This is a genomic window from Plectonema radiosum NIES-515 (assembly GCF_025753815.1).
Classification (GTDB): domain Bacteria; phylum Cyanobacteriota; class Cyanobacteriia; order Cyanobacteriales; family Nostocaceae; genus Hassallia; species Hassallia radiosum_A.
The window spans coordinates 1-13,269 of the sequence record NZ_JAOWRF010000219.1; the positions used below are offsets into that span (position 1 = coordinate 1).

The 13,269-nt window shown below is 38.7% G+C and carries 12 protein-coding genes and 1 riboswitch; of the genes, 5 read left to right on the top strand and 7 right to left on the bottom strand.

The window, feature by feature from the left end:
* Positions 1–93 precede the first annotated feature (93 nt).
* Entirely contained in the window at positions 94–648 is a 555-nt protein-coding gene (locus tag OGM63_RS15070) for a Rieske 2Fe-2S domain-containing protein (protein ID WP_263746402.1), read from the bottom strand.
* 541 nt (positions 649–1,189) lie between these two features.
* Between OGM63_RS15070 and hisS the strand changes: the two genes are divergently transcribed.
* On the top strand, positions 1,190–2,578 hold the full coding sequence (gene hisS, locus OGM63_RS15075) for a histidine--tRNA ligase (protein ID WP_263746403.1): 1,389 nt from the start codon (positions 1,190–1,192) through the stop codon (positions 2,576–2,578).
* 253 nt (positions 2,579–2,831) lie between these two features.
* Here hisS and OGM63_RS15080 read toward each other — a convergent pair whose 3' ends face one another.
* From OGM63_RS15080 to OGM63_RS15100, 5 genes are all read right to left on the bottom strand, one after another.
* The gene (locus tag OGM63_RS15080) at positions 2,832–3,845 is read right to left on the bottom strand and encodes an ABC transporter ATP-binding protein (protein WP_263746405.1); all 1,014 of its coding nucleotides are present in this window, start codon (positions 3,843–3,845) and stop codon (positions 2,832–2,834) included.
* Positions 3,842–4,831, bottom strand: coding sequence for an iron chelate uptake ABC transporter family permease subunit (locus OGM63_RS15085; protein WP_263746406.1), 990 nt, complete (start codon positions 4,829–4,831; stop codon positions 3,842–3,844). The genes OGM63_RS15080 and OGM63_RS15085 overlap by 4 nt, the downstream gene beginning before the upstream one ends.
* Before the next feature lie 101 nt (positions 4,832–4,932).
* A complete protein-coding gene (locus OGM63_RS15090) occupies positions 4,933–6,150 on the bottom strand; it encodes an ABC transporter substrate-binding protein (RefSeq protein ID WP_263746408.1) in 1,218 nt (405 codons plus the stop codon).
* Positions 6,151–6,270: 120 nt separating this feature from the next.
* Complete coding sequence (locus OGM63_RS15095) at positions 6,271–7,143, bottom strand: (2Fe-2S) ferredoxin domain-containing protein (RefSeq protein WP_263746409.1); 873 nt, start codon at positions 7,141–7,143, stop codon at positions 6,271–6,273.
* Between the two features lie 38 nt (positions 7,144–7,181).
* Entirely contained in the window at positions 7,182–9,221 is a 2,040-nt protein-coding gene (locus OGM63_RS15100; protein WP_263746410.1) for a TonB-dependent receptor plug domain-containing protein, read from the bottom strand.
* Positions 9,222–9,808: 587 nt separating this feature from the next.
* Positions 9,809–9,958, bottom strand: a riboswitch (cobalamin riboswitch).
* A gap of 563 nt (positions 9,959–10,521) precedes the next feature.
* On the opposite strand from OGM63_RS15100, the gene OGM63_RS15105 reads away from it, so the two are divergent.
* Genes OGM63_RS15105 through OGM63_RS15115 form a run of 3 tightly spaced genes read left to right on the top strand, consistent with a single transcriptional unit; the run spans position 10,522 to position 11,785 of the window.
* Positions 10,522–11,127: a PEP-CTERM sorting domain-containing protein gene (locus tag OGM63_RS15105; protein WP_263746411.1), complete on the top strand. Its 606-nt coding sequence runs from the start codon at positions 10,522–10,524 to the stop codon at positions 11,125–11,127.
* Positions 11,128–11,148: 21 nt separating this feature from the next.
* Entirely contained in the window at positions 11,149–11,373 is a 225-nt protein-coding gene (locus tag OGM63_RS15110; RefSeq protein WP_263746412.1) for an MDR/zinc-dependent alcohol dehydrogenase-like family protein, read from the top strand.
* Positions 11,360–11,785 carry a nuclear transport factor 2 family protein gene (locus OGM63_RS15115; RefSeq protein WP_263746413.1) on the top strand — a complete coding sequence of 142 codons (426 nt, stop codon included), beginning with the start codon at positions 11,360–11,362 and terminating at the stop codon, positions 11,783–11,785. Before OGM63_RS15110 ends, OGM63_RS15115 begins: the two co-directional genes overlap by 14 nt.
* A 214-nt stretch (positions 11,786–11,999) precedes the next feature.
* Here OGM63_RS15115 and OGM63_RS15120 read toward each other — a convergent pair whose 3' ends face one another.
* Entirely contained in the window at positions 12,000–12,488 is a 489-nt protein-coding gene (locus OGM63_RS15120; protein WP_263746414.1) for a hypothetical protein, read from the bottom strand.
* Positions 12,489–12,658: 170 nt separating this feature from the next.
* On the opposite strand from OGM63_RS15120, the gene OGM63_RS15125 reads away from it, so the two are divergent.
* Positions 12,659–13,084, top strand: a complete 426-nt coding sequence (locus OGM63_RS15125; protein WP_263746415.1) for a ketosteroid isomerase family protein — start codon at positions 12,659–12,661, stop codon at positions 13,082–13,084.
* The last annotated feature ends 185 nt before the right edge of the window (positions 13,085–13,269 follow it).

The window sequence follows — 13,269 nt, forward strand, 5'->3', positions numbered from 1 at the left end:
GATGCGCCATCATTGTTCCTGCTACGCAGAAAGACATTCAACGCATCCTCTCCTGCCTCACTCGCATTCATCTCAACACCAAACTGAGTACAGTTATGGTGTGAGCCTTCTGCTTATTGAGGTAAAAGAAAATTGATCGTAAGGAAGGTCACGCATAACGTCTGTGGTGACAAATTCTGGCTTTTCCAACTCCTCTATCGTTGGAATGTACCCATCAACAGCAGCTTCACGTTCTCCTGCCCACATCCAAACGATACCTTGACGTTCCACAACTTCAAATGATTGCACGCAAGCATTAGCAGGAATTTTGGCATCCGTTGATAACTGGGGAATATGCAGACATTGACCATCACTGCCAAATTGCCAACCGTGGTACAAACACTCTATTTTACCGTCAGTGATCTGTCCGTCAGAGAGTTTAGCGGCACGGTGAGGACAACGATCTACCAGACAGACAAGTTGTCCATTTTCATCCCTAAATAAAACGAACGGTTCGTCATACAAAGAAAAACTATAAGGTCGGTTTTTGGGTAAATCTTGCACAAAGCAAACAGGATACCAGCATTGCCTCCAGTGGAACTCTTGATTTTGCTCAGGCTGGAGCGCAGTTTGTTTTGCTTGTTCTTCTATCTGGGAATTCACTATCATAAAAAAAACTCCGATCAACTGCTTATCTGTTCTGTGTTATCTATCTAGCTTACATATTGACATAAGTTAGATTTTGTGATTAATTTCATCTTTAATTTGCTCATGAGAAGTTAAACTAGAATAACTTTACTTTTATATTTTTATTAAGTATGAGCAGCATCAACTTATTCACTAGGGAATAAAAATGGAAAATGCCAATTACCGTGCTGGTCAAGGATTAACAAAAGTTTTACTCAGTGGTCAAAAGCTGAAACTCAACGGTTGGTAGTGGCTATGCGGTCGTAAGTGTTCATACTGAGAAAATGAGATTGAATCATGTAACCTTTTTTAATTTGGTTAGTAATTAAAAAATGCTTATAGCGTTTCCCGACAAGCGTGAGGTACAAAAAGAAGTAATTAACCACAGATGAACACAGATAAACACAGATAAGTTCGTACTTCAGCAGACTAGGAACCGCTATATCGATACTTGATAATATTTTAAACTATTAGTATTTCGTTTTCCCAGTCACAGATTAACTAAATTTAGCAAGGATAAAGTATGGCAAAATCTGACAAAATAAATTTTTCTACTCCTAGTGGATTTCCCGAATTTCTTCCTAGCGAAAAGCGCTTGGAATTATATTTATTAGATATCATCCGCAAGGTATTTGAAAGTTATGGATTTACACCTATTGAAACTCCCGCAGTCGAACGCTTAGAAGTTTTGCAAGCCAAAGGTAATCAAGGTGATAATATCATTTATGGTATTGACCCCATCTTGCCACCTAATCGACAAGCAGAAAAGGATAAGTCAGGGGAAACAGGTTCAGAAGCACGCGCTTTAAAGTTTGACCAAACAGTACCTCTCGCAGCATATATTGCCCGTCATTTAAATGAGCTTACTTTCCCATTTGCTCGTTATCAAATGGATGTTGTTTTCCGTGGAGAACGAGCAAAAGATGGGCGTTTTCGGCAGTTTCGTCAATGCGATATTGATGTAGTCGCTCGTCGGGAACTCAGTTTGCTTTATGATGCTCAAATGCCGGCAATTATCTCAGAGATATTTGAGGCAATTAATATTGGTGATTTTCTGATTCGCATCAACAACCGGAAAATTCTCACAGGTTTCTTTCAGTCTGTAGGAGTTGCCGCAAATCAAATAAAATCCTGTATTGGCATTATTGACACGCTGGAAAAAGTCGGGGAAAGTAAGGTAAAACAGGATTTAGAAAAACAGGGTATTTTAGCAGAGCAATCTGAAAAAATTATCGAATTTATTAAAATTAAGGGCACCGTTGACGAAGTATTAGAGAAGCTCAAACATTTAGCTGAAACAATGCCAGAAGCCGAGCAATTTACTCTAGGAGTTACGGAAGTAGAAACGGTTATTTCTGGTGTTCGTAATTTGGGAGTGAGTGAAAATCGTTTTTGTATTGATTTAGCGATCGCTCGTGGTCTTGATTACTACACAGGCACAGTTTACGAAACAACTTTATTAGGACATGAAGCCTTAGGCAGTATTTGCTCTGGTGGCAGATATGAAGAATTAGTTGGAACATTTATCGGGGAGAAAATGCCTGGTGTAGGCATTTCTATTGGCTTAACTCGCTTAATTAGTCGCTTGCTTAAAGCTGGGATTTTGAGTACCTTAGCTGCCACACCAGCTATTGTGATGGTTGTGAATATGCAAGATGATTTGATGCCCATTTATTTAAATGTGTCACAAAATCTTCGTCAGGCGGGAATTAATGTTATAACTAGCTTTGACAAACGAGGTTTAGGTAAACAATTTCAGTTAGCTGACAAACAAGGAATTCAATTCTGCGTAATAATTGGTTCCGAGGAAGCAGCAGCACAAAAGTCCTCTTTAAAAGATTTAAAAACAGGTGAACAAGTGGAAGTGCCACAGGATAATTTGGCTGAAGAAATAAAAAAAAGACTTGCGTAATGACGAAATTACCCCTTCAGTTTGGTGACACCTGAAAAAGTAACGCAAAAACCCCTAGAAGACGTAGCTAGCTTACGTCTCTACGTATGACTCTGGAGATGAAAGATTGATCTTTCATTTCATTCTGGGTTCAGTATTCAAGCGATCGCAATGCCATCTATGGCAACTCATCAAAGATGAGTACACCGTTTTCGCTTTCGGTGTGGTAAGAGATTTCTAGTTGTCCGTGATCGTTAAATTAGGGAAAATGCTTCTATAAATAATCTAAAAACTTAATCATTTCATACAATGAATGATAAGTATATACAGTCTTGCTTTTTGTGATTTTCCACAAAAATTGTTTAGAGTTTGATATCACTTCTACTGAGATTGGTAAGCTATTTTGACTTTGATTAACTTTGAAGCCTGCACGTTTTAAAGCACGAATAGTCCACACAGATGCAATCCCCTCACCTATCAAATTAATTTCTCCTTTGTGGGATGTATGGAGATGAAATTCCCCAGAAGCAACATCAAACTCGACACCTTCACTCTCAAAAGTATCAGCAAATGCACCACTCAACACTAAATCTTCCGGTGCGCCAACGTTTAAAATACCATTAGTTGATAATAGCCAAACTTTATCCGCCAGACGCAAAGCTAAATTTAAATCGTGGGTAGAAAGGAGAATCGCCTGATTGGTTTCTCGTGCTAACTGGCGTAACAATTGCATAATTTCTACCCGTCGCGGTAAATCTAAAAATGCTGTTGGCTCATCAAGTAACATAACAATAGGCGATTGTGCTAAAGCACGAGCAATCATGATTTTTTGCCGTTCACCATCACTTAATTCGCTAACTTTGCGTTGTGCTAAGTGTACTGCTCCTACAGATTTTATTGCCCAAGTTACTATTGCTTCATCTTGAGGTGTCAAATTTCCCCACCAATCAGTGTAAGGATATCGTCCCAGAGTCACCAAGGTGTAGGCTGATAACATTCCCACATCAACTTTCTCGGTGAGTACCAAACTCAGACGTTTGGCTAATTCTTGTGGTTGTAAATGATATATGTTTTCGCCTAAAAGCCGGACTTCACCTGCTATGGGTGGTTGCATTCCAGCAAGCGATCGCAGTAATGTAGATTTACCCGCACCATTAGGACCGAGTAAACAAACCAGTTCCCCAGCTTGCAGAGATACAGAAATATCCGACGCAACACACCGAACAGTTTTTCGGGATGTTTTATAACCGATAGTCAAATTGTGAGTTGTCAGAATTGAGTCACTCATGACGGAAAAGATTTCTTAGAATTACGCCGCACAATTACCCAAGTAACAACAGGAGTTCCTATCAAAGCGGTGACAGCATTTAAAGGTAAAACCATTTGACTTACCGCAAGTTGAGAAAACAAATCTGCAAACAATGCTAAGATTGCACCCATGATTGTTACACTAGGGATTAATATGCGATGGTCAGAAGTATTGAACAGACTACGACACAGATGGGGAATTGCTACACCTAAAAATGCGATGGGGCCGCAAAAAGCAGTAATTGCTCCAGCTAATATAGATGCACTAGTAATAATAGAAAATCTAGTTTTCTGCACAGTTAAACCTAAACTACGTGCATAAGATTCACCAAGTAAAAGTGTATTTAGAGATTTTGATTGCAACACTGCTCCTAATAAACTCAAAAATATCACAGGAATTAAAACAACTAACTGTTTCCAAGTCACCCCAGCAAAACTACCAAAAGTCCACATAATATAACTTTGAATCTGTTCTTTTGAGCTAAACTGCAACAAAATACTAACAATTGCACTAGTAGCATAACCAAACAATAAACCTAAAATTAATAGTGTCATCGTATCTTGCACTCGGCGAGAAACAACTAACATCATCCCTAAAACTGATGCTGCGCCGAGACTTGCTGCTATGACTAAACTAAAATCGCCGAAGTATCCCAAATCTGCTAATAATGTTGGTGTTGTAGCACTTGCTGTCAGCACAACTAACGCTACACCTAAACTTGCACCAGAACTAATACCCAATACAAATGGCCCCGCTAAGGGATTTTTAAATAGGGTTTGCATTTGTAAGCCACTCACACCTAAAGCCGCACCCGCTAAAGTTGCAGTTAAAGCTTTAGGTAGGCGAAATTTGAGAATAATATGAGTCCATGTCACTTTTTCTGCTTCTTGTCCGAGCAAAATTTTGACTACTTCATTAACAGGAATATCAACTGAACCTAAAGCCAAGTCTAATAAAAAAGCCAAGATTAAACTTATAAGTATAATTAAGAAAATAATGGTTTTGAAAACCGGAGCCTTTTGGGTTAGTAGGGAAATTTTAAATTTATATTTTTTGCTGAACATTATTAATTAATTTTGTGGTAATAAAATAGTTTATGGTTAGGTAATATCTCTGGATGTAGTATTTTAATCAAGTCAGATAAAACCATCTCTGGGTTACTAATTCCGCTTTCCCAATAATCATTACCTCCACTTTCATTGACACGGGCATTATTATTGTAAAGATTGCCTGTTTTCACAGCCTTAAAATCAGCATAGCGATTATCTTCTGCGACTAAATCCTTTAATTTATTCCAAGATTGGCTAAAATTCAACCAGTAATTAGCATTGGCTGCACGTTCCAAAACGACTTCAAAAGATAAAGGTAAACTACCAGAGGATTTATCATCACTCCAGAGATAGTTCGCTCCTGCATCAGCCAGATATTTAGCTACGTAACTTTTGCCTCCAGGCATATACCAAGTTCCTTTAAAATTGAATCCCACGAATACAGTTGGACGATTTTTTACAGATTTAGCTTTTTGAGCTACTCGTTCATATTTATTAGCAATTTCACTAAAGATTTTTTCTGCTTGTTCGTCTTTATTAAAAAACAGAGCAGTAAATTTTAACCATTCACTTCTTCCTAGTGGTGTATCTTCCATATATTCAGCATTTATCCCCACTTTCAAACCTGCCTCTGTGAGTTTGGCATAACTATCAGTTTGAGAATTACCTGTACCAAAAGTTGTTATCAAGTCAGGATTTAATTCTAGTAATTTCTCTATATCCACATTTGAATTACTACCTACTTGTGTTACCTTTCCGGCTTTAATTCTCTCGACTACATCAGGTGTATTTACTTGTTTACTATTACTAATACCAATCAGTTTATCAACTACACCTAATTTCGCTAGGTGAGGTAAATGAGTAGTAGATAGAGAAACTATGGAATTAATGGGAACTGTAATTACCTGTGCTTGATTAAATCCTTTTGGTGTAGGAGTTCCACATTGGACTAAAACATATTGAAATTTTGTGTTGGCATTCTGCCAAGGATTTTTTATAGTGACGATTTTGTAATTTTTATGATACTCTACTGCCAAGCCTGTTGCATGAGTAATTTTAATTTTATTAGGGAAGTAATCAGTATTGGGATCATATTTTTGAATACAGCCGTTATTATTGGTGTTTGTAGATGTGTTAATTGCTGTACTATGGCAAGCAATTACTAAAGTGGCAATTAATAAGAAGTGGCATAAAAAAATAATGGGTTTTAAGTGATGATAATTTACCAATTTCATGTGGTTTGAGGAAATAGAATTTTTCTCACGCAGAGACGCGGAGGCACAGAGAGTTAGAGAAGAAGATGAACTAAATAAAATCTGTTTTATGTCTTCGCGTGAGATATTTAAAAATAGAAGTTATACGGAATCTGGTGGATAACAATGTTCAATAACTTTGTTACCTTTTACCAAATGTTCATTGACAATAGTTTCAGCTATATTTGAGTTAACACGAGTGTACCAAGTCCTATCATCAGAATAAAATACTACTGGCCCTTGTTGGCAAACTTCCAAACAGCCAGATGTTCTCACTTCTATGTCTAAACCTGCATTTTCAACTGCTGATTTTAAAGCATCAAATGTGGGTTCCCATTTGCGTGAAGGAAGACACCGAGTAGAAGTACAAACAGAGATATAAGAATGTTTCAGGGGATTTTTAGTAAACGGTATAGGTTTGTTTCCCAATACATAAATATCTCGTAGTTCCTCATAAAGAGCTAACTTTGATAAATTAGGCTTACCTTCTGGTAATAAATTCTCACCTTCTACATACGGATTTGGCAAGAAAATAGTCATGAGGTTTTCATCTGCACCATTCCAAAAATCGATTCCCCAACTTCTAGGGATACCTTCTGCATTAAACCGTCGATAAAATGCAGCACGATTTACTTGACGTTGTTGCCTTAATTCTAAAGGAGTCTTACAATGAGGTCCACCTAAATTAGTCTCTATACATAAATGCAAATGCCAGCCTTCTGTGACTACTGTGAGATATCCATCATAGAGAATACAAATTTTGGGTGGAGCATTAAATTCTAATTCTAATACACCTCCTTGAACAATATGCCCTACCCCTACCTGTTGCCAATTTTGCTGAAATAAAGTGTAAAGTAGCGACGACAAAACATCGGTACTAGAATCAAAATATTCATATTCAATAGACCCCTCCGTAGATAAAGCCTTAGTCACAACCTCATTTACTGGAGTTACCCAACAATTAAATTCAGTCATTCAAAACTCTCCTCTGCGTGAAAAAAAATTTCTTTTTATCAAAACGTAGAACTCAACCCAACCTGAAAAACCCTCCCCCCATCAGGATAACCAGGAAATAATTGGTATCTTTGGTTAAAGATATTATCCACACTACCTGTTAATACCAATGTATCACTGAGAGTAACTCGCATTTTTAAATCAAAAGTAGTATAGCCAGACAAAGATTCTGTATTGGTATTGTTTGTGGGATATGCACCCAAAGAATGCATCAGTATTCCAGCATATAAGCCTTGAGAAGTTTCATAAGAAAGTCCTGCATTTAAACTATCTGCACCTGCGAATCGTAATTCTTGATCAACTTCGGCAGAATTTGTACTTTTCAAAATCCGTGGATCATTTGCTGTATAACTAACAAAAGCATAGATATTCTTCGCTAGCTGCAAATTTAAAACTGCTTCGATTCCCGTAGTGCGAACCTTACCAATATTTTCGTAAGTAGCTACCGGAACAGCAAAATTATAGGCGATTAAATCTGATATTGTGTTGTTGAAATAGGTCAAGCGTAATAAACCAAAGTTGCCTAGCTTCTGGTCAATTCCAATATCATAACTATCGCCTTTTTCTGGACGGAGATTAGGATTACCAACGTAAGTACCACCATTCGCATATAAGTTGAAAAGATTCGGCGCACGGAAATTCTTGATATAGTTAGCTCTGAGAGTAGTAGAATTCGTAAGTGCAAATTTTGCTCCTACACTTGGTGATGTAAAAGAGCCATTCGTCAAGCTGCTAAAATCTTGACGTAAGCCTAAGTTGGCAGTGAAATTAGGGGTAAAATTAATTTCATATCTAGCAAATAGTGCCCCTTGACTAATACTATCGTCGTAAGTGACTGTTTTTGTATTAGCAGAAAATTTGAATGTACTGTTAGTAGCTGATACATTGCGATAATCAAAGCCATAAACTAGGGTTTGATTATGAGCAAATTTCCAACTGTGTTGTGTTTGCAATCCATAAGATGTCTGCCCGTTATCATATCGTGCTTGGGATGAATTGCGATTATCATAGCGAGTGTTAAGGAAATCTGCGTAAACTCTTGCTGTTAAGAGTGAATCATCCCCACCTCCTAATTTTGAGTTCCAGGTTAAATCAGTGAGAACTTGGTCTGTGTATTTGCGATCGCTATCCGTCAATGAGTTAAAATAACCTTGACCATATAATGGTTCAGGAATGGGTACTCCTCCTGGTACTCCTTGGTCTTTACCTAAATACAGAGTTGAGAGGGTTAAAGTGTTGCGCTTTCCTACATTCGCCTCCAACTTCACATTAAAGTTATTGTAGAGAGTATCATTATTTTTTCTGGTTCCCTCGAAGTTCGCTTCGGGGATAGAAAAAGGATAATTATTTTCGGCTTGGGTACGGTTGTAACCTACAACCCAAGAAATATCCCCTACTTTCCCGCTATTGTTGATAGTCTGCTGATTTAGTCCATAAGCACCAAGGGTGACTCCCGCTTGTGTTCTCACTTTTTCTGTGGGACGACGAGTGATGATATTAATCACTCCCCCAATCGCATCAGAACCATAAAGAGTAGAACCACCACCTGGTAATACTTCCACTCTTTCAACGATATTGGTGGTAAATTCTGAAAGGTCAAAACCACCAAAACCAAGATTATTAATTGGTCTACCATCAAGCAAAATCAAGACTTGTGCAGAGTTAGAACCTCGGATAAATTGACCGCTTAAGGCGTTTACTTCCGTGCCAACTGTACCATCAGGTAAGATACCAGGAAGAAATTTTAGTGCTTCTCTGACAGTTCTAGCACCTTGGGCTTCCATTTCTTCACCTGTAATCACGTAAACCGGACGGGTGGAATCTTTTACTGTCCCCTCACGACGAAAGGGTGAGTAAACGGGTTCATTCAATAGCTTGTCGATGACTGTTAATTCAATATCTGGTTCTTGTGTGGATGCTGGAGTATTTTCAGGTGTTATTTGTGCAACTGGTTGTAAGTCTCTTACAGAACCTTCATACTTGGGAAACTCAGATATTTGTGGAACTTGATTAGCGTAGGCGTAGCCCGCCGTTGGCATCGCTACGTATCCTCCACATACCATCCCATAGATTGCGGTAAAAACGAAGATTTTTGAGAAAAATTCACAATAAGTAACTATACGGGAAGTGGACATGAAACTCCTAGTTTTCAGTAAATGCAGGTATTTATTTGTGCCATTGAGTTTTTGGGATTTAGGCTTCAACTAGCTTGCTACAATGCATTGCCATACCTAAATCATGGTGGATACTATTTGGATAGCAAAAAAGACCCTGTGGTATTCCTTATAGATACCCAAATTCCTACAACCCACATTCCGCACTTCATCTTGTAATACACGAATATTTCCAATATTTGGCTAATGGTGGTTAGATAACAATCACAAATCACCGATAATTATCAGTATTAATACTTAATTAATGATAATTATTAGGAATTATTCTTGAATATCAATATGTTACATTTTGAAGTGCGGAATATGGGCTACAAGACAATCTAAAATTGAGTGTTATGACTAACAGCGAAGCAAAGTAGAGAAATTTGTAGAGGGTACTGTCTTAAATCGATATCTGTACCCATGAAATTCATTAATTCTATGTATCATCTGTACCTCGCAGATAAATGTTTTGTGTCTAGAGCGAGTCGGCGGGTATTCTGACTTTGAGACACGTTTTCTTCGTTTCATTACAGCTGCGGGACAGCGCCGGATTTGCACCGAACTTTCCCCCTTACGCCTGATGGCTGCTCCCCATCAGAACCGACAATCATGTATTAGAATACCATAGTTGTTGTCTGCATGTAAATTCAGTCGATAACAATTTTTATTCTCCATATCACTTACTCGATATGGAATAGACCTCTTGCAAAATTGTTTTATGGTAAGCGCCGCAATCCGAGAAAACGTTTTGCATTGCGTTGTCACTTAATTGCGGGCATTTATAACTATGACATTCAAAATGCCAGTTAACTTTTTGACTATTTGTTCAACCCTCTATTATACCACAAAACTTTTTTGCAATAGTTCTAATTATTAATGATTGGGGTATCAGTAGATTTTCAGGTATAATATCAGCTTTGTTTTCACTGCCGCAATACACCAAGGCTGAAATTTTGAGCACGTCTTGGCACGGCTTATCGGTCGGCTGTGATTGCCCGGATGCCAGACAATAAAGGAGTTGCCACCTTTCTAGCGTTTACTGCTTTAGTGGAATACACGGTAACTGATGATGTAATTGATTTGCTAGATTTACTGATTAATTGGTGTTAAACTACCATTGGTTTTGGGTTGCGCTGTAGCTTAACTCAACCGTAGAAGATCCACTATTACACTAACGACCTCCATGAAAAATCTAGCTCTGCTATCTGCCACAGCCCTTGCCACCATATCTGGATTGGTTCTCGGTACAATGCAAGCTGCCTCTGCTTTAAATTGGAACTGGAATTATTCTGGTACTGGTATCGCAGCAAACGGTACTTTCAGCACTAATAACACCCCTAACGATTTGGGCTTTTACCAGATTTCTGGAATTACTGGTACACGAAATGGTGAAACAATTACTGGTTTGCAAGCTGCCGGGACTCCAGTACCGGGAAACGAACCTTTTAATGTTGACAATTTAATTAGTCTTAATACTCAGCAGTTAAGCACTAACGGCTTTGGGTATTCCACATCCCTGGGGAACTATTCTAGTCCGTTTTTCGCTGATTTTTTAACCCCACCAGGTTATTTAGAGGTTTTTTCTGCGATACCACTTATACCAGGTTTTCAAAATTTTGGATTGGAAGATAGTGAGTTACCCATTAGGTTTTCTGCAAGCATAATCACCGTCCCTGAACCGAACTCCATCTTTGGGTTACTTACCCTCGGCACTCTCGGTACTGGTTTAGCACTGAAACGAAGAAGCCATGCAAATTCACCCTCTAAGAAGCTCGAAAAAATTTCCTAATATGCTCTAAATGTAGAACAGGTGTCACAACCTCGGATTTATCATCAACTGATGTGGAAAGCTGCTTCTGTGCGAGATTTTTTGATGCCACATTATCAAGAATATATACCGGAAGCACGCGATCGCCTGCTAAACTTGTTCTATGCCATTGACTCAAATCAGTTCAACGGCATAGAATCCATTCCTGCTGCTGTGGAATATCTACTTACTGGTAAGAATTGCAGCAAAGTAGTTGTCAGATTTTAGTCAATCGGTGGTGACAATGGCAGAAAAATCAGAACACACTTTGAAAGTAGCACGTCAAGCATTTACACACTTTCAACATGGTTTGGCAACAGGGGAATGGAACTCGTTTCTCGATATGCTTACTGAAGACTTTAGCTTTTGGTTTCCGATAGGAAAATACCACGGCTTAAATGTCGGGAAACAGAAAGCTGAAGCTTTTTTTGATTATGTTAGTGAAGTCTTCAGTCCTGGGTTAACTCTCACTTTAGACAGCGTTACCAGCAATGAAACGACGGTGGTTTTTGAATTTCGCGATGAGGGAATGATGTGGAAACAACCTTATAAAAATCGTGTCGCTGTTGCTTTTGATGTGCGGGAAGACAAAATTTGTGGTTACCGAGAATACTTGGGTAGTGATGGTAAATCGAATTAAGATTAGACATCTCCAGAGTCATACGTAGAGACGTAGCACATGCATCTCTACAAGGGTTTCGGGCAACGCATAATTAATTTCTACTCCTATGTCTATTGTTATATACGACAGAATTTGATTAATTCGTAGTGTTTTTCAACGGAGAGGTAAGCGCACTAGTTTCCCAGAGTTTTTGTTCAAATTTTCGTAAGCGAACACTTATGCAATCGTGTACTTAGTTAAGGTCAGGGTTTGAGTGGTTGAATTCTTGAGACTTCGCTTCTGCTGCTTGATATGCATCTAAGTAGTCTTGACCACCTAACATCACATCACCATAATATTCATAAGGTGCTGCACCATAAACTGGTAGGGGTTCGTCTTCTGGATAATCTTCTTTCGATTCTTCGATTATCGCTTTCAGTTTTTTCACGCTCAAGCTTTGTGCTGGAAAGTACCAGAATTCTTGTTCGTTTTTATTCAGGTGCGGTAGGGTAGGATCGATAATGCGTACAACAGAGTCGTTGCCGGAGCTATCGCTTAATTCAATCCAAGCATGTTCAATGGGTTTGTAAGACTTGCGACCAATTACTAAAAAGCCTTGGACATAACTTGCTCCCTCAGTCGCTAATGCTGCTTTGTAAGCATTGTCAAACGGAGTTCTAGCTTTGCTTTTTACCGTTTGAGCAATCTTGATAGAAAGCGTTTCATCTAATGCTTTGTCCATTTACAGCGGGAAGAGTGAGCGCCGACTACAATATCCTAACACCTCAGTTAGGGGTGCGCGAAGGGCTGCTTTTTTCAAAGAGCGAAAATACTTCTTTAGTGGCAGGTTTTATGTAGCTTTTAATTCTAAATTGATGAAATATTCACTTATATTACTATCCTGTTTAACATATGCTTTCCGAAAAATCAACTATTGCGACTACGGAAGCTGAGAAATTCCAGATTTCGGGAATTAGCGAACCTGTGATACTGCGTTATTTTGAAAGTTTGAACGCAGGAGAGTTTGATGAGACTGCGAGCTTGTTTGCCTCAGATGGTGTGATGCAACCGCCGTTTGAATCTGGTATTGTGGGGCAAGATGCGATCGCTACCTATTTAAAACAAGAAGCTCAAGGCATTAAAGCCGAACCTCGTCAGGGAATCTCCGAAAATTTGGATAATAATCAAATCGAATTTCAGGTGAGTGGGAAAGCACAAACTACTTGGTGCGGTGTCAACGTCATCTGGCTGTTTATCCTTAACCAACAACGGCAAATTCAATTTACTAAAATCAAACTTTTAGCTTCTCCCCAAGAATTGTTAAATCTACGACGATGAGACGACATCGGTTAGGAGTTAGGAGTTAGGAGTTAGGAGTTAGGAGTTAGGAGTTAGGAGTTAGGAGTTAGGAGTTAGGAGTTAGGAGTTAGGAGTTAGGAGTTAGGAGTTAGGAGTTTGGAGTTTGGGGTTTGGGGTTTGGGGTTTGGAGTGAGGAGTTAGGAGTATGTGTCTTATACACATCT